Genomic DNA, 26,582 nt, shown 5'->3' on the forward strand with positions numbered 1-26,582 from the left:
TTTTTGCATGGCCGGTCCTGGCACGCCCTTCCTCCCCGAGGTCCCCGTGAATTCTGCTGTCGCTCCACTCGCTCAAGAAGTCCCGCCCACTGCCCTCGATGAGGTGGTGGCCCAGCTCAATGACGCGTACATCGAAAAAGGCACACCGATGTTCATGCGCACGGTGCTGGCGCTGTTCTCCGGCGGTTTTGCGACCTTTGCCCTGCTGTATTGCGTGCAGCCGATGATGCCGGCGCTGTCCCACGAGTTTTCCATCAATGCAGCGCAAAGCAGCCTGATCCTGTCCGTGTCCACCGCGATGCTCGCACTGGGCCTGCTGATTACCGGGCCGATTTCCGACACCCTTGGACGTAAACCGGTGATGGTCGCCGCGTTGTTCTGCGCAGCGCTCGCGACGATTGCCAGTGGCTTGATGCCGTCCTGGGAAGGGATTTTATTCATGCGCGCGCTGGTGGGTTTGTCATTGAGCGGCCTGGCCGCCGTGGCCATGACGTACCTGAGCGAAGAGATCCACCCACAGCACATCGGCCTGGCGATGGGCTTGTACATCGGCGGCAACGCGATTGGCGGGATGAGCGGGCGCCTGATCATCGGCGTGTTGATCGACTTCGTCAGTTGGCACACGGCAATGTTGATCATCGGCGCCCTGGCGTTGATCGCCGCGACGGTGTTCTGGAAAATCCTCCCGGAATCGCGCAACTTCCGCGCCAGCAGCCTCAAGCCACGCAACCTGGTGGACGGCTTTGTCATGCACTTCAAGGACGCCGGCCTGCCGTGGCTGTTCCTCGAAGCCTTCCTGCTGATGGGCGCATTCGTGACGATGTTCAACTACATCGGCTATCGCCTGCTGGCCGATCCCTACGACCTGAGCCAGGCCGTGGTGGGCCTGCTGTCGCTGGTGTACCTCTCGGGTATCTACAGCTCGGCGAAGATCGGCTCCCTGGCCGACCGCCTCGGTCGCCGCCGTGTGCTGTGGGCCACCATCGTGCTGATGCTCGCCGGTATGGCCCTGACCCTGTTCACGCCCTTGTGGCTGGTGGTGCCGGGCATGCTGATCTTCACTTTCGGCTTCTTCGGCGCCCACTCGGTGGCCAGCAGCTGGATCGGCCGCCGCGCGGTGAAGGCGAAGGGGCAGGCGTCGTCGCTGTACCTGTTCTGCTACTACGTGGGGTCGAGTATTGCGGGGACGGCGGGCGGGTTTTTCTGGCACTTTGCCGGGTGGAATGGGATTGGAGCGTTCATCATCGCGCTGCTGATCGGCGCGTTGCTGGTGGCGTTGAAGTTGGCGAAGTTGCCGCCGTTGGGGAATGTGCGGGCCTGACGCGATCTTGCTTTTAATGTGGGAGGGGGCTTGCCCCCGATTGCAGTGTGTCAGCCAATGAATCTGGTGACTGACACACCGCTATCGGGAGCAAGCCCCCTCCCACATTTGTTTTGCGTGTTATTCGTGATACTGCGCCGAGAGTTCGTGCACTGCGCGCAGGAAGGCGCCGGCATGTTCCGGGTTCACTTCCGGGGTGATGCCATGGCCCAGGTTGAACACGTGCCCGGTACCCTTGCCGTAGCTGGCGAGGATGCGGCCGACTTCGGTGCGGATCGCTTCCGGCTTGGCGTACAGCACGGTCGGGTCCATGTTGCCTTGCAGCGCGACCTGGCCGCCAACGCGACGGCGAGCTTCACCAATGTCGCAGGTCCAGTCCAGGCCCAGTGCATCGGCACCGGCGTCGGCGATGCTTTCCAGCCACAGGCCGCCGCCCTTGGTGAACAGGATCACCGGAACCTTACGGCCTTCGTGTTCACGGATCAGACCGCTGACGATCTTGCGCATGTAGGCCAGGGAGAACTCCTGGTACGCCGCCGCCGAGAGATTGCCACCCCAGGTATCGAAGATCTGCACCGCCTGGGCGCCGGCCATGATCTGGCCGTTGAGGTAACTGGTGACTGACTGCGCCAGCTTGTCCAGCAGCAGGTGCATGGCTTGCGGGTTGTCGTAGAGCATGGCCTTGGTCTTGCGGAAGTCTTTCGACGAGCCGCCTTCGACCATGTAGGTAGCCAGGGTCCACGGGCTGCCGGAGAAGCCGATCAGCGGCACGCGGCCGTTAAGCTCGCGGCGGATGGTGCTGACGGCGTCCATCACGTAACCGAGGTCTTTGTGCGGATCAGGGATCGGCAGGGCTTCGATGTCGGCCAGGGTGCTGACGACCTTTTTGAAACGCGGGCCTTCGCCGGTTTCGAAGTACAGGCCTTGGCCCATGGCGTCAGGGATGGTGAGGATGTCGGAGAAGAGGATCGCCGCGTCCAGTTGTGGGTAGCGGTCCAGCGGCTGCATCGTGACTTCGCAGGCGAACTCCGGGTTCATGCACAGGCTCATGAAGTCGCCGGCGTTGGCGCGACTGGCGCGGTATTCCGGCAAGTAGCGACCGGCCTGGCGCATCATCCACACAGGGGTGACGTCCACGGGTTGCTTGAGCAGGGCACGAAGGAAACGGTCGTTCTTGAGGGCAGTCATGTCGGCATCCGCAAAAAAAGTGCGGGCATTTTCTCAGAGCCAGACGCAAAAGGCACGGAGTGAGCCGTGCCTTTTGTCTATCGGGTCAATTTGTCGCGGTAGCTTGAACCCACCGCAAAACAAATGTGGGAGGGGGCTTGCCCCCGATTGCAGTGTGTCAGTCCCAGTATCTTTGACTGATACACCGCTATCGGGGGCAAGCCCCCTCCCACAGTTTGATCCCATTTCAACTTGAGATCAGGATCAGACCTGCAGGTAATCCAGGATCCCTTCAGCCGCATTGCGGCCTTCGAAGATCGCCGTCACCACCAGGTCAGAGCCGCGCACCATGTCGCCACCGGCGAAGATTTTCGGGTTGCTGGTCTGGTGTTTGTACTTCCCTTGCTCCGGGGCAACCACGCGGCCCTGGCTGTCGGTCTGAATCTCGAACTGCTCGAACCATGGCGCCGGGCTTGGGCGGAAGCCGAAAGCGATGACCACGGCGTCGGCCGGGATGATCTCTTCGGAGCCCGGGATCGGCTCGGGGCTGCGACGGCCACGGGCGTCCGGTTCGCCGAGACGGGTCTCGACCACCTTCACGCCTTCGACGCGGTCTTCACCGACGATAGCGATCGGCTGGCGGTTGTAGAGGAATTTCACGCCTTCTTCCTTGGCGTTCTTCACCTCTTTGCGCGAGCCCGGCATGTTGGCTTCGTCACGGCGATACGCACAGGTCACCGACTTGGCACCCTGGCGGATCGACGTACGGTTGCAGTCCATCGCGGTGTCACCACCGCCGAGTACCACGACCTTCTTGCCTTTCATGTCGACGAAGTCTTCCGGCGATTTTTCAAAGCCCAGGTTGCGGTTGACGTTGGCGATCAGGAAGTCGAGCGCGTCATACACACCCGGCAGGTCCTCACCGGCAAAGCCGCCCTTCATGTAGGTGTAGGTGCCCATGCCCATGAACACGGCATCGTATTCTTCAAGCAACTGCTCCATGGTGATGTCTTTGCCGATTTCGGTATTGAGGCGGAACTCGATACCCATGCCGGTGAACACTTCACGACGGTTGCTCAGTACGGTTTTTTCCAGCTTGAACTCGGGGATGCCGAAGGTCAGCAGGCCGCCGATTTCCGGGTTCTTGTCGAACACCACCGGGGTCACGCCGCCACGCACCAGTACGTCGGCACAGCCCAGGCCCGCCGGGCCCGCGCCGATGATCGCGACGCGCTTGCCGGTCGGCTTGACCTTGGACATGTCCGGACGCCAGCCCATGGCAAACGCGGTGTCGGTGATGTACTTCTCCACCGAACCGATGGTCACCGCGCCGAAGCCGTCGTTGAGGGTGCAGGCACCCTCGCACAGACGGTCCTGCGGGCACACCCGGCCGCAGACTTCCGGCAGGGTGTTGGTCTGGTGCGACAGCTCGGCGGCGGCGAGGATGTTGCCCTCGGCCACCAATTTCAGCCAGTTGGGAATGAAGTTGTGCACCGGGCACTTCCATTCGCAATACGGGTTACCGCACCCCAGGCAGCGGTGGGCCTGGTCGGCCGAGTGCTGGGGTTTGAAGGGTTCGTAGATCTCCACGAACTCTTTCTTGCGTTGACGCAACAGTTTCTTCTTCGGATCTTTGCGCCCGACATCGATGAACTGGAAGTCGTTATTCAGACGTTCAGCCATGTTAAAACCTCATCAAACTCTTCAGGCGCATATCACTGCGGGTTGGCACGGATGCTGGAAAGCAACGATTTCAGGTTGGCAGCCTTGGGCTTGACCAGCCAGAAACGACGCAGGTAATCATCGAGGTTCTCGGCGAGGTTACGACCCCATTCGCTGCCGGTCTCCTCGACGTACTCGTCCAGCACGTGCTGCAAGTGGTTCCGGTAGGATTCCATGGCTTCGCCGCTGATCCGCTGGATCTCGACCAACTCATGGTTGACCTTGTCGACGAAGGTGTTGTCCTGGTCGAGCACGTAGGCGAAACCGCCGGTCATGCCCGAACCGAAGTTGTAACCGGTCTTGCCCAGTACCGCGACAAAGCCCCCGGTCATGTACTCACAGCAGTGATCGCCCGTGCCTTCCACCACGGTGTGGGCACCGGAGTTACGCACGGCGAAACGCTCACCGGCGGTACCGGCGGCGAACAGCTTGCCACCCGTGGCGCCGTACAAGCAGGTGTTGCCGATGATGGCACTGTCCTGGGTCTTGTAGACGCTGCCTTTAGGCGGAACGATCACCAGCTTGCCGCCAGTCATGCCCTTGCCCACGTAGTCGTTGGCGTCGCCTTCCAGGTACATGTGCAGGCCGCCGGCGTTCCACACGCCGAAGCTCTGCCCAGCGGTGCCCTTGAAGCGGAAGGTGATCGGCGCTTTCGCCATGCCCTGGTTGCCGTGCTTGCGCGCGATTTCGCCGGAGATGCGTGCACCGATGGAGCGGTCGCAGTTGCAGATATCCAAGGCGAATTCGCCGCCGCTGGCGTCATTGATCGAGGAGCCGGCCATGTCGACCATCTTCTCGGCCAACAAGCCTTTGTCGAACGGTGGGTTGCGGTCAACCTGGCAGAATTGCGGCTTGTCGGCCGGGATGTGATCGCTGCCCAACAGCGGCGTCAGGTCCAGGTGATGCTGCTTGGCGGTCTGGCCTTCGAGGATGTCCAGCAGGTCGGTACGCCCGATCAGCTCTTCGAGGGAACGCACGCCCAGCTTGGCCAGCCACTCACGGGTTTCTTCGGCCACGTAGGTGAAGAAATTCACCACCATGTCGACGGTGCCGATGTAGTGATCCTTGCGCAGCTTCTCGTTCTGAGTGGCGACACCGGTGGCGCAGTTGTTCAGGTGGCAGATGCGCAGGTATTTGCAGCCCAGGGCGATCATCGGTGCAGTGCCGAAGCCAAAGCTTTCGGCGCCGAGGATCGCGGCCTTGATCACGTCGAGGCCGGTTTTCAGGCCGCCGTCGGTCTGTACCCGAACCTTGCCGCGCAGGTCGTTACCGCGCAGGGTCTGGTGGGTTTCCGCCAGGCCCAATTCCCACGGTGCACCGGCGTACTTGATCGAGGTCAGCGGCGAAGCGCCGGTGCCGCCGTCGTAGCCGGAGATGGTGATCAGGTCGGCATAGGCCTTGGCCACACCGGCGGCGATGGTGCCCACGCCGGCTTCTGCTACCAGTTTCACCGAGACCAGGGCCTGCGGGTTGACTTGTTTCAGGTCGAAAATCAGCTGCGACAAATCTTCAATCGAATAGATGTCGTGGTGCGGTGGCGGCGAAATCAGCGTCACGCCCGGCACTGCATAACGCAGCTTGGCGATCAGACCGTTGACCTTGCCGCCTGGCAGCTGGCCGCCTTCACCGGGCTTGGCGCCCTGGGCGACCTTGATCTGCAGCACTTCGGCGTTGACCAGGTATTCCGGGGTTACACCGAACCGGCCGGTCGCGACCTGCTTGATTTTCGAGCTCTTGATGGTGCCGTAGCGCGCCGGGTCTTCGCCGCCTTCGCCGGAGTTGGAACGCGCACCCAGGCGGTTCATGGCTTCGGCCAGGGCTTCGTGAGCCTCAGGCGACAAGGCACCCAGGGAAATGCCGGCGGAGTCGAAGCGCTTGAGGATCGATTCCAGCGGCTCGATTTCGCTGATAGCCAACGGCGTGTCCAGGGTTTTCACCTTGAACAGGTCGCGGATCATCGACACCGGGCGGTTATCCACCAGCGCGGTGTATTCCTTGAACTTCGCGTAGTCGCCCTGCTGCACGGCGGCTTGCAGGGTGCTGACCACGTCCGGGTTGTAGGCGTGGTATTCGCCACCGTGTACGAATTTGAGCAGGCCACCTTGCTGGATCGGCTTGCGCGCGCTCCAGGCTTCGGCTGCCAGGGCTTTCTGTTCGGCTTCGATGTCGACGAAACGCGCACCCTTGATGCGGCTCGGTACGCCACGGAAGCTCAGGTCGCACACTTCTTCAGACAGGCCGATGGCTTCGAACAGCTGTGCGCCACGGTAAGAGGTGACGGTGGAGATGCCCATCTTCGACAGGATCTTCAGCAGGCCCTTGGTGATGCCCTTCCGGTAGTTCTTGAACACCTCATAGAGGTCGCCCAGCACTTCACCGGTACGGATCAGGTCGCCCAGCACTTCGTAGGCCAGGAACGGGTACACCGCCGAGGCGCCGAAGCCGATCAACACCGCAAAGTGATGCGGGTCGCGGGCAGTGGCGGTTTCCACGAGGATGTTGGAGTCGCAGCGCAGGCCTTTTTCGGTCAGGCGGTGGTGCACTGCACCGGTAGCCAGCGACGCGTGGATCGGCAGCTTGCCCGGCGCAATGTGACGGTCGGTCAGTACGATCTGGGTACGACCGGCGCGCACAGCTTCTTCGGCCTGGTCGGCGACGTTACGCACAGCGGCTTCAAGGCCGAGGCTCTCGTCGTAGTTCAGGTCGATGATCTGGCGGTCGAAGCCTGGGCGCTCCAGGGTCATCAGCGAGCGCCACTTGGCCGGCGAAATAACCGGCGAGCTGAGGATCACGCGAGAAGCGTGCTCAGGCGATTCCTGGAAGATGTTGCGCTCGGCACCGAGGCACACCTCCAGGGACATCACGATGGCTTCGCGCAGCGGGTCGATCGGTGGGTTGGTCACCTGGGCGAACTGCTGGCGGAAATAGTCGTACGGCGTACGCACGCGCTGGGACAGCACGGCCATTGGCGTGTCGTCACCCATGGAGCCGACGGCCTCGTAGCCTTGCTCACCGAGCGGGCGCAGCACCTGGTCGCGCTCTTCGAACGTGACCTGGTACATCTTCATGTACTGCTTGAGCTGGTCGACGTCATAGAAAGCCGAACCGTGGTCATTGTCTTCCATGGTCGCCTGGATGCGCAGGGCGTTCTTGCGCAGCCATTGCTTGTACGGGTGACGGGACTTCAAGCGGTTGTCGATTGCGTCGGTGTCGAGGATCTGCCCGGTTTCGGTGTCCACGGCGAGGATCTGGCCAGGACCTACGCGGCCTTTGGCGATGACGTCTTCGGGCTGGTAGTTCCACACGCCGATTTCCGACGCGAGGGTGATGAAGCCGTTGGTGGTGGTCACCCAACGCGCCGGGCGCAGACCGTTACGGTCGAGCAGGCACACCGCGTAGCGGCCGTCGGTCATGACCACGCCGGCCGGGCCGTCCCACGGTTCCATGTGCATCGAGTTGTACTCGTAGAACGCACGCAGATCCGGGTCCATGGTTTCGACGTTCTGCCACGCAGGCGGAATGATCATGCGCACGCCACGGAACAGGTCGATGCCGCCGGTGACCATCAGCTCGAGCATGTTGTCCATGCTGGAGGAGTCGGAGCCCACGCGGTTGACCAGCGGGCCGAGCTCTTCCAGGTCCATCAAGTCGTTGGCGAACTTGGTGCGACGGGCCACGGCCCAGTTGCGGTTGCCGGTGATGGTGTTGATCTCGCCGTTGTGGGCGAGGAAGCGGAATGGCTGGGCCAGCGGCCACTTCGGCAGGGTGTTGGTGGAGAAGCGCTGGTGGAACACGCAGATTGCGGTTTGCAGGCGCTCATCGCTCAGGTCTGGATAGAAGGCGGTCAAGTCCGCCGGCATCATCAGGCCTTTATAAATGATGGTCTTGTGGGAAAAGCTGCAGATGTAGTGTTCGGTGTCGGCGGCGTTGGACACCGACGAGCGACGACGGGAGGTGAACAGCTTGATCGCCATGTCCTGGTCGCTCAGGCCGTCGCCGGCGATGAACACTTGTTCGATCTGCGGCAGGCGCTCCAAGGCCAGGCGGCCGAGCACGCTGGTGTCGATCGGCACTTTGCGCCAGCCGACGAGTTGCAGGCCGGCAGCGAGGATCTCGCGGTTCATGTTCTCGCGAGCGGCTTCGGCTTTGACCGGGTCCTGGTTGAAGAACACCATGCCCACGGCGTACTGCTTGGGCAGGTCGGCCGCAAAGTGCTCTTTGGCGACAGCGCGCAGGAACAGGTCGGGCTTTTGAATCAGCAAGCCGCAACCGTCACCGGTCTTGCCGTCGGCGTTGATCCCACCGCGGTGGGTCATGCAGGTCAGGGCCTCGATGGCCGTTTGCAAAAGGGTATGACTGGGCTCGCCCTGCATATGGGCTATCAGGCCGAAACCGCAGTTATCCTTGAATTCATCGGGTTGGTACAGACCTGCTTTCATAGACACTTTCTCACCAGGCTGCCTCTTATACCGAGGCAAATTTCTTTTCAATTCAACCGGTTACCTTCCACGTCGAACGTACGCCGACTTAGCGGGGGCAAAAGGGAGGTCATTGTACACACCGACACAGACGCCCACAAATTTAGCGACGAAATGTCGCAAATCTATGTCGCATTTATGAAAGGTTTAAAGCGATATGCTGTGCTAGTCAAAACTTTTTTAATTCTGACCGCTACGACTCAAAAGCCACTGTGACGCAGACACCACAAAGCGCGCGGCCTGGAGGGGCTGCACGCCTTGCGATCTTTTTTGAGGTGCCGGGAGGGCGGCCTGGGTAAGGCCGCCGGATCTTCAGCGAGTTGCTGCCAGTTCTTGTTGAACGCTGGCGACAGTGCGAGGCCAAGGTTTACCAGCCTGAACCTTCGCTGGCAAGGCTTTGATGGCAGAATCAGCTGCAGCACGGCTGGAGAAGTTGCCGTAGGTGATCACGTAGAGAGGCTTGCCGTTGAGCACTTTCTTGAAATAACGGTACTCGCCGCCCTGCTCTTTCACGAACGCCTGGGCGTTGGCTTCGGAGCTGGTGCCGAGGATCTGCACCACGAAGTTGCCGGTAGGTTGGCTGGCGTACCAGCTGCTGCCAGCGGCGCCGGCTTTGGCGACAGTGGCGGCGGGTTTTTCAGCAGGCTTGGCCGCTGGCGCTGGCTTGGCGGCCGGTGCAGGGGCGACAGGCTTGGTAACCGGTGCCGGCTTCGCGGTGGCGACCGTTGGCGCAGGCGTTGGCTTGGCGGCTGGCTGACCCGCTGGCACGCCCGCAGGCGGTGCAGTCGTGGTCACGGTCGGCGGCGTGGCACTGGAGCCTTCCACCGGCACACCGTCGTCACCTTCGGAGATACCACCGGCTTCTTCGGCGAGTGGGCCGCGCATCACAGGTTGGCCCACCATCGGCAGGCTGGTCGGTTGACCGGAGTTGGCAAATTCGACATTTGGCGTGGGCTTGCCCAGTGGCAACTGCGCCTGTTCGGTTGGCGCGCCGGCGGTCGTCGGTGCCTTGCTGCGGCCTGGGATCAACCAGGCGGCGGCGACAGCGACCACAACAACGGCGGAAATAGCCAATACGTGTTTCTTAGGCATCGTGAACCCCATCTTTGGACGCTTGACCGCAGTGCGGCTGGCAATCATGGCTTCGATCATGGCATCGCGGGCGACCTGGTTGATGGTGCCAGGCCAGCCGTCGGAGCTTTCGTGAATATCAGAGATCTGTTGAGCAGAGAAAAGTTCGATGCCCGCCCCTGCGCCTTCCAGGCGTTGAGCCAGGTATTCGCGGGTTTCTTCCTCTTCGTACGGCTGCAACTCGATAACGTGGAACAGCTCCTGTTCACCGCTGATCTGCTCCAGTTCGGAGATCAACGACGACTCACCAAACAGGAACACGTGCGGGCGGCCTTCCGGCGTACCCGCCGCCAGCGCCAGCAGCGCTTCAAGGGCGGATTCGTCGAGCTGCTCGGCATCATCCACCAGCAGGTAGACTTCCTGGCCGGTCAGGCCCAGTTGCACGACCTGCTTGAGGATCGCGTTCGGCTCAGCGGTGGCCACCTCCAGCGCTTGGGCGACCTGGCGCAACACGCCCGCCGCATCACCGGCACCACGGGCCGACACCACCACGCTCTGTACCGACTGCTTGTTGGTGCTGGCTACCAGGGCCTGGCGCAGCAGGGTCTTGCCACTGCCCAACGGGCCGGTCACGACCAGCAGCAGTTGGCTGTAGCGCGCCAGATGGTGCAACTGACCCAGCACCGGTTTGCGCTGGGCCGGGAAGAATTTGAAACCAGGCACCCGCGGAGCAAAAGGGTCGTGGCTTAACTGGTAGTGGCCGAGGAACGCCTCGTCGGCATGCAAACTAGTCATCGGGTCTTATTAACCTTTCAGCTGAGCCAGGGCGCGGTAATCCGCTCCCAGCGTGGCCTGTAAAATCTCTTTCGGATAATCGTCGGTCACGACCGCTTCGCCCATGTGGCGTAGCAGCACCAGTCGCAGTCGACCGTCGATCACTTTCTTGTCTATCGCCATATGTTCGAGGAAGTCCGCCTCGGTCATCTCCTCAGGCGGAATGACCGGCAAACCGGCGCGCTGGAACAGACGGATGCCACGATCACGCTCCTGGGCGCTGATCCAGCCCAGGCGCTGCGACATGTCCAATGCCATCACCGTGCCAGCCGCGACGGCCTCCCCATGCAACCACACACCATAGCCCATGTGCGTTTCGATCGCATGGCCGAAGGTGTGGCCCAGGTTCAAGGTGGCCCGTACACCGGACTCCCGTTCGTCGGCATTCACCACCAGCGCCTTGGCGGCACAGGAGCGCGAAATCGCCTCGGTGAGCGCCACTTGGTCGAGGTTGCGCAACGCATCCACGTGTTCTTCCAGCCAGGTCAGGAACGGCTCGTCGCAGATCAACCCGTACTTGATGACTTCCGCCAGGCCCGCCGACAACTCACGCGGTGGCAGGGTATTGAGGGTCGCGGTGTCGATCAACACGGCTTGCGGCTGATAGAACGCACCGACCATGTTTTTGCCCAGCGGGTGGTTGATACCGGTCTTGCCGCCCACTGACGAATCGACCTGGGACAGCAGGGTGGTCGGCACCTGGATAAAGTCCACGCCACGCTGGTAGCAGGCCGCTGCAAAGCCGGCCATGTCGCCGATCACACCGCCGCCCAGGGCGATCACGGTGGTGCGGCGGTCATGGCGAGCGGTGAGCAGGCCATCAAAAATCAGTTGCAGGGTTTCCCAGTTCTTGTGGGCTTCGCCGTCGGGCAAGATCACAGAAATCACTGAGTACGCCGCCAGGCTGCGGTTCAGACGCTCAAGATACAACGGCGCGACCGTTTCGTTGGAGATGATCGCCACTTGCCGCCCGGCAATATGCGGTGCGAGCAGCTCGGGTTGGTCCAACAGACCTTCGCCGATATGGATCGGGTAGCTGCGCTCGCCTAAATCGACCTTAAGTGTCTGCATGTGTCCCCGCGTTGAAGATGTATTGACGACCGGCAACGCCAAGCGCTGGCGTCACCTGATGGCTCTACGCCACACCCCACAGGGTGATAGCGCGCCGCCGAGAATAGCGCATTTCGGGCCTGGCTTTAACGGGGTGGCAGCCGTTGCAGGCGCTCAAGAATGTCGAGGACCACCATTCGAGGTGGCCGCTCATCGGTTTCTACCACCAGATCGGCGATTTCCCGATAGAGCGGATCACGCAAGGTGAGCAGGTCCCGCAAGGTTTTCTCCGGGTTGGCCGTACGCAGCAACGGACGATTGCGATCTCGGGCAGTGCGGCCCACCTGCTGCTCAACCGACGCATGCAGGTACACCACCCGACCACCGGCATGCAGCGCGCGGCGGTTTTCATCGCGCATCACTGCACCACCGCCCGTGGCCAATACCACGCCATCGCAGCCGCACAGCTCGGCGATCATCGCCTGCTCGCGGTCACGAAAGCCCAGCTCGCCTTCCTTATCGAAGATCCATGGGATATTGGCACCCGTGCGCAATTCAATTTCCTTGTCGGAATCTTTGAATGGCAGGCGCAGCTCTTTGGCCAGCAAACGGCCGATGGTGCTTTTTCCAGCCCCCATCGGTCCTACAAGAATCAAATTTCGCACAGAATCAACGACTCACAGCAATCGCCTGGTTATTCATAATACGCGGAGTCAGGAATACCAGCAGCTCGGATTTTTTCTCCGCCACCACATCGCGCCGGAAAAGGCGGCCAAGATACGGCACATCGCCCAAAAATGGCACTTTATCTACCACTTTGCTTTGGGTATTGGAGAAAACCCCGCCGATGACAATGGTCTCGCCGTCCTTGACCAACACCTTGGCGTTGACCTCGTTTTTCTTGATCGGCGGCACGTCGTTGAGTTTGTTCAGGTAGTCAGGCTCATCCTTGGTGACCTTGACCTCCATGATCACCCGGTCGTCTGGGGTGATCTGCGGGGTGACTTCCAGCGACAACGAAGCCTCCTTGAAGGACACCGACGTGGCGCCACTGGAGCTGGATTCCTGATAGGGGATCTCGGTGCCCTTGAGGATGCGCGCGGTTTCCTTGTCAGACGTGACCACCTTGGGTTGCGAGACGATTTCACCATTGCCGGTTTTCTCCATGGCGGTCAGCTCCAGATCCAGCAGCAGGTTATCGGTGATAAAGGCGATGCCCAGGCCCGAGGTGCCCGTCAGCGAACCCAAGTCGACAAAGGGCGAACTGGGCGGGTTTTCCGGCGGTTCAGCGCCTTCAGGTTGAGGTTTGGGAATGCCGCCCGCGCCCCAGTTACCGCGGTTGAGTCGCCCACCCCATCGTGCGCCCAGACTTTTGTCGTAATCGACATTGGCCTCGACAATCCGCGCCTCAATCATGACCTGGCGCACAGGAATATCCAGCTGTGCCACAATCCGCCGCAGCTCTTCCAAACGCTCCCCGGTCTGGTAGGCGATGATGTTGTTGGTGCGGTCATCGACGGCTACCGAGCCACGCTCGTCGGTGACGCCCTCAAGGCCGGTGACCGACTGGAACAGTTTGGCCAAGTCGGCCGCCTTGGCGTAATTGACTTGCAGCAGCTCCCGCCGCAAGGGCGCCAGTTCAGCCATTTGCTTGCGCGACTCGAGGGTCAGCAGCTCACGCGCAGCCAACTCTTCGGCGGGCGCCACCAGCAATACGCCGGCCTTGACCCGCTTATCCAAGCCTTTGGCTTGCAGCACCAGGTCCAGCGCCTGGTCCCAGGGCACATCCTTGAGGCGCAGGGTGATCGAGCCCTGCACATCGTCGCTGGCGATCAGGTTGAGGCCCGCCACATCGGCAATTTGCTGCAGCGCGGTGCGCAGCTCGATGCTCTGGAAGTTGAGGTTAAGCCTGTCGCCTTTGTAGGCGCCCACTGTGGCGCTAGCGGGGGGCGGCAACTGGATCAGGTCTACGCGATTGGGCACAGCAACAGCCATCGGTGTCGTGAACGCTATCCATAGCGCCACACCGAAGGACGAGAAAGTCCTTTTCATTGTTTGATTCCATTATGAGTTGACGTTTAACACGAGAGTTCGAGGGCGTTCCAGCCAGGCTCCCTGGCCATCAGGAAACAGTTCGACCAGTTCTATATAACGCTCATGAATGGCCGTGACCCGGCCATGGTCCGGCCCCAAATAGTCACCGACCGCCAGGCGATGCACCTTGGATGCGGCACGCAGCAGGGCAAAAGCCTGCAGCCCACGGGACAGCGTGCCGACCATCTGGAACTGTTCCACCGCAAGGCTTTCCAGGGCTCCGCGCGGCCGGCCGAGGTCCGGCGCACGGGCTGGCCGACCAGGGACATGATCGACTTGAACGGCAAGCCGCCGGAACGGGTCGCGTAAGCCGCTGATATCGTAGGCAAAGGGCTGCCTCCGCTGGACCTGCCCAGCCACCCCGCCGCCTTGCCGCCAGTAGGCCTTGGCCAGCAGATCGAGGCGCACCAGCGTGCCCTCACGCCGTAGGGTAACGTCGTGCACCGTGGCGATTCGCGGCAGGCTACCCAGGCTGCTCAGGAACATTGCCTGGTCGTGATAAGCCCCGGTCAAACCGATCTGCACCGGCTGCTCGTGATAGAACGACCGAGGCTGCTCATCCAGCGGAGTGACACTCTCGACCAGCAAACCATTGGCCAACGCCAAGCCAGCGATGTCTTCCAGCAAGCCGGGCATTTCGGACGCTCCAGGCAGCGCCTGAAAAAGCTCATCGGCTGTCGACTGCATCAGCTGGAGCTGTTGCGTGCGTGCCTCAAGGCTGGCGGCCAGGACTGTCTTCTGTGTGACGTGCTGCTGCAGGGCCACTTCCCGCGCCTCGACCTGGCGCAACCGCTCCCGCGAAGGGCTCAGGTACACAAGGTCGCCCACCACAAACACCACGCCCGCCAGTGCACAGCCCAACAGGGCCTTGCCAGGTAGGGGCCATTTCGCAGCGTTGTGAGTGAGTGCAGAAAGAGTGAGCCTTGGCAGGCTCAAGGTTGAGCCCCGGAGGACTGGCCCTGGCGCACCATCAGCTGGAATTCGTTGTTGCCGCGTGCGCCATCCGTTCGCACCTGTTGCAACCGAGTGGAATGGGCACCTTGCGCCGCCTCCAGGCGGCGCATCAACTGGGCGATGTCCTGGCTGGATTCGGCGCTGCCGCTGATACTCACCGTATCGCCCTTCGCCACCACTTCGTGCAGGTGCACCCCGTCGGGTACCGCGCGCGCCAACTGATCCAGCAGTTGAGCACCGGATGAGCGGGCATCGTGCAGGTCTTGCACGACCTTCATGCGTTGCGCCAATTGCTGGCTTTGCTCCTGCAGATCGTCGATGGTCTTGATACGCGAATCCAGGCCAGCGATGTCCTTGCCCAGATGGTCATTGCGGGTCACCTGCCGGTCAATCGCCTGGTCGATCACCTGGTCCGCCAGCCATACGGCGGCGAGCGCGGCGCAGGCGAACGCCAGCAAAAACGCCAGCCAATACTTGCGTCGCCGCTCTGCCAGCGCCTGGCGCCATGGCAATAGGTTGATTCGTGTCTTCAAGCGAAACTCCTCAGGGCCAGCCCGCAAGCAATTCCCATCCCTTGGGCATCCACGGCCCATTGTGCACCATCGACTCGATGGCCCGGCGTGAAGCTGGCGAAATCCTGACTGCAAGCGCGCGCCAATGCAAACGCTTCGACGTCGACCACCCTCGGCACCAACCCGGCCAGGGCCAGAACGGCTTGCCGCGCTTCCACCTGTTCTTTCAGGCACGCGGCCAGCAGTACCTCGACACGGCCTGGATTTAGGGCTGTTGGCCCGCGCACTTGAAAGTCGATAGCCACGTCATCCAGTGGATAAGGAATGTACTGGTCCGCCTCCATCTGGATCATCCAGGTCATCTCATCGTCAGTGAGCCCGGCCTCCATCTCGATCATCCGCGTGATCACCGAAGGCCCGGCCACGGCAGCCGCAGCGCCACGGGCCGACGTCGACAACCGCGATAACGCGCTGCGCAGGGCGCGTGCCACACCGTCGAGATCGAGGAATGTGCCGTCGACCACCGCGTGCGCAGGCAGTGCCTGCGTGACGTAGCCCTGAACGCTGTAGCCTGAAGTGCAGCGGCCCAACTCGACCAGCCGTATGGCCGTGTCATTGATGTCGACACCCAGAAGCGTGTCGACTTTGCGCGTGAAAAATCCCTTTCCCATAAAACTCCCCAACACTTTGTCTGTCATACCGCCTGATTGCCGCCGGGCGCCATGCATTCGGTCGACTTGTTGAACAGGCGCGAATGACGCCCGAAGTCGAAAAATGCTTTAATGCCCAGCGTTTTTTCCCGCTTTTATCTGCAGCTCGGGTCGATCCATCGTTTGCCATGCATGCCCCGACGCCTAACTCATTCTTTTCTCTGGAAATCCAAAAGCCTTGATTCGTCTGCTGAAGTTTTTCGGGTACTCCATTGTCGCCATCGTTTGCGGGCTGCTGCTCGTGCTCAGCGGGGCCTACCTCTACCTTAGTCCGGGTTTGCCCTCCGTAGAGGCCCTCAGAAGTATCCAGTTGCAGATTCCTTTGCGGGTCTACAGCAGCGATGAAAAACTGATCGCGGAGTTCGGCGAAATGCGCCGCACACCGATCCGTTTTGCCGATATTCCGCCCAATTTCATCAGCGCCCTGCTCTCGGCCGAAGACGATAATTTTGCCAACCACTATGGCGTCGACCCCAGCAGCCTGGTGCGTGCGGCGACACAATTGGTAAAAAGCGGACACATTCAATCCGGCGGCAGCACCATCACCATGCAGGTGGCGAAGAACTTCTTCCTCACCAGCGAGCGCAGCTTTTCGCGCAAGGCCACCGAGATCCTCCTGGCACTGCAGATCGAACGTCAGCTGACCAAGGACGAGATCCTCGAGCTGTACGTGAACAAGATCTACCTGGGCAACCGCGCCTACGGAATCGAGGCGGCCTCCCAGGTCTACTATGGCAAGTCCATCCGTGACGCCAGCCTGGCGCAGATGGCCATGATTGCCGGCCTGCCCAAAGCGCCATCGCGCTTTAACCCACTGGCCAACCCGGCCCGCAGCAAAGAACGTCGCGACTGGATCCTGGGCCGCATGTACAAGCTGGGCAAAATCGACCAGGCCGCTTACGAAAGCGCCGTGGCCGAGCCTTTGAACGCCAGCTACCACGTGCCGACACCGGAAGTGAACGCCCCTTATATCGCCGAGATGGCGCGTGCCGAGATGGTCGGTCGTTACGGCAGCGAGGCCTACACAGAAGGCTTCCGCGTGACCACCACCGTACCGAGCAACTTGCAGGACATCGCCAATGAGGCGGTGCATTCAGGCCTCATCACCTACGACCAGCGCCACGGTTACCGGGGCCCTGAATCGCGCCTGCCGGGCAAAACGCTGAGCGCCTGGACCACAGAGCTTGGCAAACAACGCCCTATCAGCGGCCTGGAGCCGGCCATCGTCACCCAGGTGAAGAAAGATGGCGTGCAGGTGCTGACCCGTACAGGCGAAGCCCATGTGGCGTGGGACAGCATGAAATGGGCGCGCCCTTTCCTGAATACCAACAGCATGGGCGCGATGCCTAAGCAGCCGTCGGACGTGGCGCAAGTGGGCGATCTGATCCGCGTACAACGCCAGAAGGACGACAGCCTCAAATTCAGCCAGGTGCCACTGGCCCAAGGCGCGCTGGTTTCGCTGGACCCACAGAATGGTGCAATCCGCGCCCTGGTCGGCGGCTTCGCGTTTGAGCAGAGCAACTACAACCGCGCGACCCAGGCCAAGCGCCAGCCGGGCTCGAGCTTCAAACCGTTTATCTACAGCGCCGCACTGGACAACGGCTACACCGCCGCCAGCCTGGTCAACGATGCGCCTATCGTGTTTGTCGACGAGTACCTGGACAAGGTCTGGCGCCCGAAGAACGACACCAACACCTTCCTCGGCCCGATCCGTATCCGTGAGGCGCTGTACAAGTCGCGTAACCTGGTGTCGATCCGCTTGCTGCAGGCCATGGGCGTGGGCAAGACCATCGATTACATGACGCGCTTTGGCTTCGCCAAGTCGGACCTGCCGCCGAACCTGTCCCTGGCCTTGGGTACCGCGACCCTTACACCGATGGAAATCGCCACCGGCTGGAGCACGTTTGCCAACGGCGGCTACAAGATCGCGCCGTATCTGATCGACAAGATCGAAAGCCGCAATGGCGACACCCTGTTCACGGCCAACCCCCCGCGCGTGCCGGGTGATGTGGTCAACGGCGTGGCGGCGACTGATGGCCTGGCAGCCCCGAGCAACGGAGGCATCACCATCGAGCCGACCCCAGGCACAACGCCTGCGGCCAACGGCACGCCGGCTGAGCCCCAGACGCCTGCAGTCGCCGAGCGCATCGTCGACGGCCGTACCACTTATATCCTCAACAGCATCCTGGAAGACGTCATCAAGAAAGGTACCGGCCGCCGCGCACTGGCGCTGAACCGTCCGGACATCGCCGGCAAGACCGGTACCACCAACGAGTCCAAGGACGCCTGGTTCTCCGGCTACAACGCCGACTACGTGACCACCGTATGGACCGGTTATGACCAGCCGGAAAGCCTGGGCCGCCGCGAGTTCGGGGGCACCGTCGCACTGCCGATCTGGATGAGCTACATGGGCGCGGCCTTGAAGGACAAGCCGCCGCATACGCAGCCTGAGCCGGAAGGCATCCTCAGCCTGCGCATCGACCCGGTCAGCGGCCGCGCGGCCTCGCCAAGCACGCCGAATGCGTACTTCGAACTGTTCAAGAGCGAAGACACGCCGCCATCGGTCAATGAGCTGGGCAATGGCGTTGCGCCCGGCAGCCCACTGCCGGCGGACGAGGCGGCGCCGATCGATTTGTTCTGACCTTGTAGTGAGCGGGCTTGCCCCGCGCTGGGTGGCGAAGCCGCCCCAATCCAGGCACCGAGTTTCTCTAATTAGAACGAAGTGTCAGGTGTTGGGGCGGCTTCGCCACCCGGCGCGGGGCAAGCCCGCTCACTACAAGGGCCATGCGAACACCACACAGCAAAAAGCCCCGACTCGTGAGAGCCGGGGCTTTTTGTTGGTGCGCTACAACGGCTTAGCCGTTGAACACATCATCCACGCTTTGCAGCGGGTAGTTTTTCGGATACGGCAGGGTGGCCACACCGGTCTCGATGGCGGCTTTGGCCACGGCATCGGAGATCAGGGTGATCAGGCGCTTATCCATTGGTTTCGGAATGATGTACTCACGACCGAATTCCAGCTTGGCGCCGCCGTAGGCATCGCACACATCCTGAGGCACCGGCAGCTTGGCCAGTTCGCGCAGGGCGTTGGCAGCCGCCACTTTCATCTCTTCGTTGATGCGCTTGGCGCGAACGTCCAGGGCGCCACGGAAGATGAACGGGAAGCCCAGTACGTTGTTGACCTGGTTCGGGTAGTCCGAACGGCCGGTGGCCATGATCACGTCGTTACGGGTGGCGTGCGCCAGTTCCGGGGAGATTTCCGGGTCTGGGTTGGAGCAGGCGAACACGATCGGGTTGGCCGCCATGGACTTCAGGCCTTCGGCGCTCAGCAGGTTCGGACCGGACAGGCCGACGAACACGTCGGCACCGTTCAGGGCGTCAGCCAGGGTGCGCTTGGAGGAAGGGTGGGCAAACATCGCCTTGTACTGGTTCAGGTCGGTACGCTCGGACTGGATCACGCCCTTGCTGTCGACCATGTAGATGTTTTCCAGCTTGGCGCCCATGCTGACGATCAGCTTCATGCAAGAGATGGCTGCAGCGCCGGCGCCCAGGCAGACGATCTTGGCATCAGCCAGGGTCTTGCCGGCGATTTCCAGGGCGTTGATCATGCCGGCCGCGGTAACGATCGCGGTGCCGTGCTGGTCATCGTGGAATACCGGAATGTCGCACTGTTCGATCAGGGCCTTTTCGATCTCGAAGCACTCAGGTGCCTTGATGTCTTCCAGGTTGATGCCACCGAAGGTGATGGAAATGCGCTTGACCGTGTCGATGAAAGCCTGCGGGCTTTCGGAGTCGACTTCGATGTCGAAAACGTCGATGCCGGCAAAGCGCTTGAACAGCACGCCCTTACCTTCCATCACCGGCTTGGAAGCCAATGGGCCGAGGTTACCCAGGCCGAGAATCGCGGTGCCATCGGAAATCACTGCAACCAGGTTGCCTTTGCCGGTGTACTTGTACGCCAGTTCAGGGTCGCGGGCGATTTCACGTACGGGCTCGGCAACACCAGGGCTGTAGGCCAGCGACAGGTCGCGGGCGGTAGCAGTGGCCTTGGTGAGCTCTACACTCAGCTTTCCTGGACGAGGATGGGCATGATATTCGAGAGCGGCAGTTTTCAAATCAGACATATCGGCATTCCGCTTTTACTGTTGGTCGACGGACCGCCGAGGATACGCGTGTCGTAAAGTCCCTACAAGACTGGGCAGTCACAGGTGTCAAGGCCCCAAAGCGCCGTACTTTGGTCTAAGGCCACGGGATACAAGGGCTCAACTGTTCACAATCGACGAAAAAAATGTCTACAATTTTTTCTTATTCAGTCGATTTAAGCATGCTGGGATCGGTCAGCGGCAACAGCCAGCGGGCCTGGTCGTTTTTCAGGCCGCCACGCTCAGCACGGTCCTGCACCCAGCCACGGGCCTCAATTGTCTTACCTTGCAGACCACTGAGCCATGCGGGGTCGAATTGGCGGACGAGGTCGGGTGCAATGCGTAATACCAGTGCACCCTGTAATTCGATCCAGATTCCGCCGCGATTGCGTTCGATTTTACTTACCCGCCCGCTGACCAAGGCAAAGCCGGATTGCTTGAGTTGCGCCACATTTTGCACGGGTGATTGCCGCCAAAGACCCAGCCGCGCCTTGCGGGCAGCGTTTTCGGCAGCCTGCTGGCAAGCGACGAGATCGACATTGGGCGCAACACCTACTTGAAACCCCAGCCCCTGGGCCAGCAGTTGTGCTTCCAGGTTCTCACCATCAGCGCTGTAGAGGTGAGCCAACGTTCGGCCGTAACGGTCCTTGCTCTCGCGGCCTGGCACCAGCCCGACGCGGTGGTTGCTGGCATCCACCAAGGCCTGCAAATGCTGGCGGGCAGCGACGGCATAGGGCTCATCGGAGCGGCCACGCTTGCCGGTTTCCGGTGCATTGAGGCCAATCATCCGCACGCTGCGACCATCCTTGAGGCGCACCGTGTCACCATCCACCACGCGCTGCACCTCCACCTGGGCCAGGGCGGCCGGAGCGGGGCAAAACACCTCGGCCTGGGCGACTGAAAGCCAAATCCCAGGCATAAAAAAGGCGCCCGCGAGGGACGCCTTTTTCAACAGCTGGCAAAAGCCCATAAGGCTTTTGAGCCTTACTCTGCTGGAGTAGCAGCAGGCTTCTTGCCGAAAGCACCAAAGCGATCTGCGAAGCGCTGTACACGGCCGCCGGTGTCCAGAGTTTTCTGCTTACCGGTGTAGAACGGGTGGCACTCGTTGCATACGTCAGTACCCAGTGGCTTGCACAGGTTCGAACGCGTTTCGAACTTGTTGCCGCAGCTGCAGGTGACTTCGATGGTTTCGTACGCTGGATGGATATCGGCTTTCATGGCACTTCCTCGGGCTAGCGTGCCGCCACTCGACACTATTGTCGAATACCGCACGTAATTAGGCCGCGGATTCTACCAGACCTTTTCAATCGCGCAAGCGGCGACACTATTTGCTTGTAAAGATAAAAGCACCTTTCATCAGAAAAGCGCGGCATACCCAAGCCACCCCTCGTCTGCTAGGCTCGCGCCCCTGCGCCACCGCCTGCCTTTATATGAGACCCCTCGCGTGCCCGACGCCATATTGCGCCTAGCCCTGCCCTCGCCCCTGCGCCGCCTGTTCGATTACCGGGCCCCGGCCGGCGTGCTGCGGGCGCAGTTGCAGCCGGGCATGCGCGTGCGCGTACCGTTCGGGCGCCGCGAGATGATCGGCATCCTGGTAGAAATCGCCGACCACAGCGAAGTGCCGGCCGAGAAGCTCAAGCCGGCCTTGGCGATCCTCGACGCCACCCCACCGCTGCCACCCGCGCTGTTCAAGCTGTGCCTGTGGACCGCCCAGTATTACCAGCACAGCCTGGGCGACACCTTGAGCTGGGCGCTGCCGGTGCTGCTGCGCCAGGGCGAACTGGCCGAAGCGCGCCAGGAACGCTTCTGGTCGATGGTCCCCGGGGCGCGACTCGACGACCCGCGCATCGCCCGCGCGCCGCGCCAGCGTGAAGCCTTGGCCACATTGGCGCAGCACCCCCATGGCGTGGCTCACCAGCTATTAAGCAAGCTGATGCTGAGCAAAGACAGCCTCGACCTGCTGTTGGCCAAAGGCATGGTGCAGGTGGAAATCCGCAAGCACGCCCCCGATGCCCGTCACGAACACTGGCTGGCGCAACCGGAACTGCCGCTGAACCCCGAACAACGCGCCGCTTATGAGGCGATTCGCGCCGGCTTCGACAGTTTCCACGCCTTCCTGCTGGCCGGCGTCACCGGCAGCGGCAAGACCGAAGTCTATCTGCAGTTGATCCGCGAAACCCTGCAGGCCGGCAAACAGGCGCTGGTGCTGATCCCCGAGATCAACCTGGGCCCGCAGACCCTGGCGCGCTTCGAACAGCGCTTCAACGCACGTATCGCGCTGGTGCACTCGGCGGTCAACGACCGTGAACGCCTGGAGTCCTGGCTGGCCGCGCGAGATGGCGACGCCGACATTATTATCGGCACCCGCTCGGCCCTGTTTACGCCGATGAAAAACCCCGGGCTGATCATCATCGACGAGGAGCATGACGGCTCCTACAAGCAGCAGGAAGGCCTGCGCTACCACGCCCGCGACCTCGCACTGGTGCGCGCACGCCAGGAAGACATCCCGATTGTGCTGGGTTCGGCCACGCCGTCCCTGGAAAGCCTGCACAACGCCTACACCGGCCGTTACGGCCTCCTGCGCCTGAACGAGCGGGCGGGCGGCGCCAAGCAGCCACGTTTCCTGCGCCTGGACGTCAAAAGCCGCCCGCTGGACAGCGGCATTTCCGGTCCGATGCAACAAGCCATCGGCCAGACCCTCGCCGCCGGCCAGCAGGTGTTGGTGTTTCTCAATCGCCGAGGCTTTGCGCCGACCCTGCTGTGTCATGACTGTGGCTGGATGTCCGAATGCGAGCGCTGCGATGCGCGCATGACCGTGCACCAGCGCCATGGCGAGTTGCGCTGCCACCATTGCGGCCATGTGGAACGGGTGCCGCGTCACTGCCCGCAGTGCGGCAAGGTCGACCTGCGACCGGTAGGCGCAGGGACCGAACGGGCCGAAGAACGCCTGGGCATCCTGTTCCCAGACTACCCGGTACTGCGCGTCGACCGCGACAGCACGTCGCGCAAGGACGCGATGAACCAACTGTTCGCCACCATCCAGAAAGGCCAGCCGTGCATCCTGATCGGCACGCAAATGCTTGCCAAAGGGCACCACTTTCCACGAGTGACGCTGGTATCGATCCTGGATGCCGATGGCGGGCTGTTCTCCGGGGATTTTCGCGCCAGCGAACGCATGGCACAGTTGATCGTCCAGGTCGCCGGCCGCGCGGGCCGCGCTGAAGAGCCAGGCCGGGTGATTATCCAGACGCACCTGGCCGACCACCCACTGCTGATCCAACTAACGGAACAAGGCTACTTTGCCTTCGCCGAACAGGCGCTCAGCGAACGCCGCGCCGCCGGCCTGCCGCCGTTTTCCCACCTGGCCTTGCTGCGCGCCGAGGCCCACAAACCGGGGCAAGCAGAGAGCTTTCTGGATGAAGCGTGCAGCGCCGCCGAACGTTTGCTCGGCGAACTGGGTCTGAGCGGCATCGAACTGCTCGGCCCGGTGCCCGCGCCCATGGAGCGCCGCGCCGGGCGCTATCGGGCTCAGCTACTCTTGCAGGCAACCTCGCGCGCGCCCCTGCATCGGCTATTAAGTAGCTGGTTGCTTGCCCTGGAGCAAATGCCCAGCGGCCGACAGGTGAGATGGTCGTTGGACGTTGACCCGGTAGACCTTTATTGAATTGCCCTTGTGGCGAGGGAGCTTGCTCCCGCTGGGGTGCGAAGCGGCCCCAACGATTTTGGGCGTGCTCCGCACTCCAGCGGGAGCAAGCTCCCTCGCCACAGGTTAATCGTCTGTGAAGGTCCGACGAAGGTTGGCAAGCCCGCCCTCGCCACGGATAATGCCCAGTTTTTCCACCTGCGCATCGCGCGCCGCCGCTTGCGGTCGAAAGAGAACACCATGAAAGACACCATTCGCCAGCTGATCCAGCAAGCCCTCACCCAACTCGTCAACGAAGGTGTGTTGCCTGAAGGCCTGACGCCGGCGATCCAGGTGGAAAACACCCGCGACAAGACCCACGGCGACTTCGCCAGCAACATCGCGATGATGCTGTCCAAGCCTGCCGGCATGAAACCGCGCGACCTGGCGGAAAAAATCATCGCTGCGCTGCCTGTCGACGATAGTGTGACCAAAGCCGAAATCGCCGGCCCAGGTTTCATCAACTTCTTCCAGAACACCCAGGCGTTGGCCGGCCGTCTCGACGCGGCCCTGGCCGATGCCCGCGTGGGCGTGCGCAAGGCCGGTCCGGCCCAGCGCACCGTGGTCGACTTGTCGGCGCCTAACCTGGCCAAAGAGATGCACGTTGGCCACTTGCGTTCGACCATCATCGGCGACGGCGTGGCCCGGGTATTGGAGTTCCTCGGTGATGAGGTCGTCCGCCAGAACCACGTGGGCGACTGGGGCACGCAGTTCGGCATGCTGATGGCCTACCTGCAGGAAAACCCGATCACCAGCGACGAACTGTCGGACCTGGAAAACTTCTACCGCGCCGCCAAGAAACGTTTTGACGAGTCGGAAGCGTTCGCCGACCGCGCCCGCGGCCTGGTCGTCAAGCTGCAAGCCGGTGATGCCGAATGCCTGGCACTGTGGACCAAGTTCAAAGACATTTCGCTGTCCCACTGCCAGAAGATCTACGAACTGCTTAACGTCAAGCTGACCATGGCCGATGTGATGGGCGAGAGCGCCTACAACGACGACCTGATCAACGTGGTCAATGACTTGAAGGCAGCGGGCATGTTGGTCGAGAGCAACGGCGCCCAGTGCGTATTCCTCGACGAATTCAAGAACGCCGACGGCGAGCCGCTGCCGGTGATCATCGTCAAGGCCGATGGCGGCTACCTCTACGCCACCACCGACCTGGCCGCCGTGCGCTACCGCAGTGGCACGCTCAAGGCTGACCGCGCCCTGTACTTCGTCGACCAGCGCCAGGCCCTGCATTTCCAGCAAGTGTTCGCGGTGGCGCGCAAGGCCGGTTTCGTGACCCACCCGATGGACATGGAACACATGGGCTTCGGCACCATGAACGGCGCCGATGGCCGCCCGTTCAAGACCCGTGACGGCGGCACCGTGAAGCTGATCGACCTGCTGACCGAAGCCCAGGAACGGGCCTACACCCTGGTGAAGGAGAAGAACCCTGAGCTGGCCGAGGCTGACCTGCGCAACATCGCCCGCGTGGTGGGCATTGGTGCGGTGAAATACGCCGACCTGTCCAAGCACCGCACCAGCGACTACAGCTTCAACTTCGACCTGATGCTCAACTTCGAAGGCAACACCGCGCCGTACCTGCTGTACGCCTACACCCGCGTGGCCGGCGTGTTCCGCAAGCTGGGCAAGGACTTCAGTGAAGTCGAAGGCCAGATCGACCTGCAAGCGTCGCACGAACAGGAACTGGCCGCCAAGCTCGCGCAATTTGGCGAAGTGCTGAACAGCGTGGGTGAAAAAGGCACGCCGCATATCCTCTGCACCTACCTGTACGAAGTCGCCGGCCTGTTCTCCAGCTTCTACGAGAACTGCCCGATCCTCACCGCCGACGACGAAGCCCAGAAGCAAAGTCGCCTGCGCCTCGCCGCACTGGCTGGACGGACCCTCAAGCAAGGCCTGGAATTGTTAGGCCTGGAAACCCTGGAGCGTATGTAAGTTGGCTGCCAAGAAAAAACCTGCACCCAAGCGCGGCGCCAGCCGCTACCAGGCTCCAGCGAAAAAGCCGATCCCGGGCTGGTTGTGGATGGCGATCGGCCTCACGGTCGGCGCGTTTGTCGTGTTTCTGATGAAGCTGGACCCCGGCCAGGGTGACGACGTCAAACGCGTCAAACAGGAGCAGCAGAAAGCCACCAAAATGGCCGAAGCCAACAAGACCGCACCAAGCCCGACGGCACCGGTGAAGCCGAAGTACGACTTCTACACGCTGCTGCCGGAATCGGAAGTGATCGTGCCGCCTGACGCCGTACCGGAGAAAACCCTGCCGACGCCGCAAGTGCCGACCACACCGGTGACCCCGGCGGAAGCGGCAAAAATCGACACCGCGCGTGCCCAGGCCGCACTGGCCGGGATTACGCCGCCGCCAGCCCCGCCGGTAGCAGAGACCAAGGCCGCACCGGTGACCAAGTTCTTCCTGCAGGCGGGCTCGTTCCCGAAACAGGCGGACGCGGATCGCGTGCGGGCGCAGATCATTCTGCTGGGCCAGTCGGTGACGGTTGAGTCCGGCACGGTGAAGGATGCAACCTGGTATCGCGTGCTGGTGGGGCCGTTCAGCAACCGTGAACAGCTGACCGTGGCGCAGAAACAACTGGCCGGGGCAGGGTTTAGCAACCTGTTGTTACAACAACGCCAGAGCCGCTGACCTTCAGCCAACCTGGATCAAATGTGGGAGGGGGCTTGCCCCCGATAGCAGTAGATCAGTCAACATTTTCGGTGACTGACACACTGCCATCGGCGGCAAGCCCCCTCCCACATTTGGTTTTGCACCGCTCTGGAATGGGTGTCAGACCGATAAACACCACTCGTCCGCCATAAACCCCTACAGTTGAAATCCCTGTCTCTTATA

17 protein-coding genes and 1 pseudogene are annotated in these 26,582 nt (G+C 61.9%); 5 read left to right on the forward strand and 13 right to left on the reverse strand.

Translation table 11 applies throughout. From position 1 onward, the window contains the following. Nucleotides 1–46: 46 nt before the first annotated feature. Nucleotides 47–1,321 (forward strand): MFS transporter, encoded by a 1,275-nt coding sequence (locus tag K7431_RS16170; protein ID WP_012721821.1) that lies wholly within the window; start codon nucleotides 47–49, stop codon nucleotides 1,319–1,321. A gap of 120 nt (nucleotides 1,322–1,441) precedes the next feature. Here K7431_RS16170 and hemE read toward each other — a convergent pair whose 3' ends face one another. The 10 genes and pseudogenes from hemE to pilM form a co-directional block, all read right to left on the reverse strand. Continuing rightward, nucleotides 1,442–2,509, reverse strand: a complete 1,068-nt coding sequence (gene hemE, locus K7431_RS16175; protein ID WP_012721820.1) for a uroporphyrinogen decarboxylase — start codon at nucleotides 2,507–2,509, stop codon at nucleotides 1,442–1,444. A gap of 243 nt (nucleotides 2,510–2,752) precedes the next feature. Further along, nucleotides 2,753–4,171 carry an FAD-dependent oxidoreductase gene (locus K7431_RS16180; protein WP_012721819.1) on the reverse strand — a complete coding sequence of 473 codons (1,419 nt, stop codon included), beginning with the start codon at nucleotides 4,169–4,171 and terminating at the stop codon, nucleotides 2,753–2,755. A gap of 32 nt (nucleotides 4,172–4,203) precedes the next feature. After that, entirely contained in the window at nucleotides 4,204–8,649 is a 4,446-nt protein-coding gene (gene gltB / locus K7431_RS16185; RefSeq protein WP_012721818.1) for a glutamate synthase large subunit, read from the reverse strand. Between the two features lie 351 nt (nucleotides 8,650–9,000). Next, entirely contained in the window at nucleotides 9,001–10,554 is a 1,554-nt protein-coding gene (locus tag K7431_RS16190; protein ID WP_012721817.1) for an SPOR domain-containing protein, read from the reverse strand. Nucleotides 10,555–10,563: 9 nt separating this feature from the next. Then, nucleotides 10,564–11,664 (reverse strand): 3-dehydroquinate synthase, encoded by a 1,101-nt coding sequence (aroB, locus tag K7431_RS16195; RefSeq protein WP_012721816.1) that lies wholly within the window; start codon nucleotides 11,662–11,664, stop codon nucleotides 10,564–10,566. Nucleotides 11,665–11,789: 125 nt separating this feature from the next. Then, nucleotides 11,790–12,308, reverse strand: coding sequence for a shikimate kinase AroK (gene aroK, locus K7431_RS16200; RefSeq protein WP_010213757.1), 519 nt, complete (start codon nucleotides 12,306–12,308; stop codon nucleotides 11,790–11,792). Nucleotides 12,309–12,312: 4 nt separating this feature from the next. Beyond that, nucleotides 12,313–13,569, reverse strand: a pseudogene (locus K7431_RS16205) (type IV pilus secretin PilQ); the annotation flags it as partial. Between the two features lie 138 nt (nucleotides 13,570–13,707). Beyond that, complete coding sequence (locus K7431_RS16210; protein ID WP_012721815.1) at nucleotides 13,708–14,673, reverse strand: pilus assembly protein PilP; 966 nt, start codon at nucleotides 14,671–14,673, stop codon at nucleotides 13,708–13,710. Continuing rightward, nucleotides 14,670–15,224 (reverse strand): PilN domain-containing protein, encoded by a 555-nt coding sequence (locus K7431_RS16215; protein ID WP_012721814.1) that lies wholly within the window; start codon nucleotides 15,222–15,224, stop codon nucleotides 14,670–14,672. Before K7431_RS16215 ends, K7431_RS16210 begins: the two co-directional genes overlap by 4 nt. Then, on the reverse strand, nucleotides 15,221–15,874 hold the full coding sequence (gene pilM, locus K7431_RS16220; protein ID WP_043206113.1) for a type IV pilus assembly protein PilM: 654 nt from the start codon (nucleotides 15,872–15,874) through the stop codon (nucleotides 15,221–15,223). Before pilM ends, K7431_RS16215 begins: the two co-directional genes overlap by 4 nt. Nucleotides 15,875–16,094: 220 nt before the next feature. Between pilM and K7431_RS16225 the strand changes: the two genes are divergently transcribed. Further along, on the forward strand, nucleotides 16,095–18,554 hold the full coding sequence (locus tag K7431_RS16225; RefSeq protein ID WP_370636104.1) for a penicillin-binding protein 1A: 2,460 nt from the start codon (nucleotides 16,095–16,097) through the stop codon (nucleotides 18,552–18,554). A 214-nt stretch (nucleotides 18,555–18,768) separates the two neighbouring features. On the opposite strand, the gene K7431_RS16230 is transcribed toward K7431_RS16225, so the two are convergent. The 3 genes from K7431_RS16230 to rpmE all read right to left on the reverse strand — a co-directional run bounded on the left by K7431_RS16230 (nucleotide 18,769) and on the right by rpmE (nucleotide 21,273). Then, the gene (locus K7431_RS16230; protein WP_012721812.1) at nucleotides 18,769–20,037 is read right to left on the reverse strand and encodes a malic enzyme-like NAD(P)-binding protein; all 1,269 of its coding nucleotides are present in this window, start codon (nucleotides 20,035–20,037) and stop codon (nucleotides 18,769–18,771) included. 181 nt (nucleotides 20,038–20,218) lie between these two features. After that, entirely contained in the window at nucleotides 20,219–21,025 is an 807-nt protein-coding gene (locus tag K7431_RS16235) for a thermonuclease family protein (RefSeq protein ID WP_043204663.1), read from the reverse strand. 14 nt (nucleotides 21,026–21,039) lie between these two features. Continuing rightward, nucleotides 21,040–21,273, reverse strand: a complete 234-nt coding sequence (gene rpmE, locus K7431_RS16240; RefSeq protein ID WP_005784030.1) for a 50S ribosomal protein L31 — start codon at nucleotides 21,271–21,273, stop codon at nucleotides 21,040–21,042. A gap of 226 nt (nucleotides 21,274–21,499) precedes the next feature. On the opposite strand from rpmE, the gene K7431_RS16245 reads away from it, so the two are divergent. The 3 genes from K7431_RS16245 to K7431_RS16255 all read left to right on the forward strand — a co-directional run bounded on the left by K7431_RS16245 (nucleotide 21,500) and on the right by K7431_RS16255 (nucleotide 26,378). Further along, on the forward strand, nucleotides 21,500–23,719 hold the full coding sequence (locus tag K7431_RS16245) for a primosomal protein N' (RefSeq protein WP_012721810.1): 2,220 nt from the start codon (nucleotides 21,500–21,502) through the stop codon (nucleotides 23,717–23,719). A gap of 219 nt (nucleotides 23,720–23,938) precedes the next feature. Then, the gene (gene argS, locus K7431_RS16250) at nucleotides 23,939–25,675 is read left to right on the forward strand and encodes an arginine--tRNA ligase (RefSeq protein WP_012721809.1); all 1,737 of its coding nucleotides are present in this window, start codon (nucleotides 23,939–23,941) and stop codon (nucleotides 25,673–25,675) included. A gap of 1 nt (nucleotide 25,676) precedes the next feature. After that, nucleotides 25,677–26,378, forward strand: a complete 702-nt coding sequence (locus K7431_RS16255) for an SPOR domain-containing protein (protein ID WP_012721808.1) — start codon at nucleotides 25,677–25,679, stop codon at nucleotides 26,376–26,378. Nucleotides 26,379–26,582: the final 204 nt, after the last annotated feature.

The organism is Pseudomonas fluorescens group sp. (genome assembly GCF_020093335.1).
Taxonomy (GTDB): Bacteria; Pseudomonadota; Gammaproteobacteria; order Pseudomonadales; family Pseudomonadaceae; genus Aquipseudomonas; species Aquipseudomonas petroselini.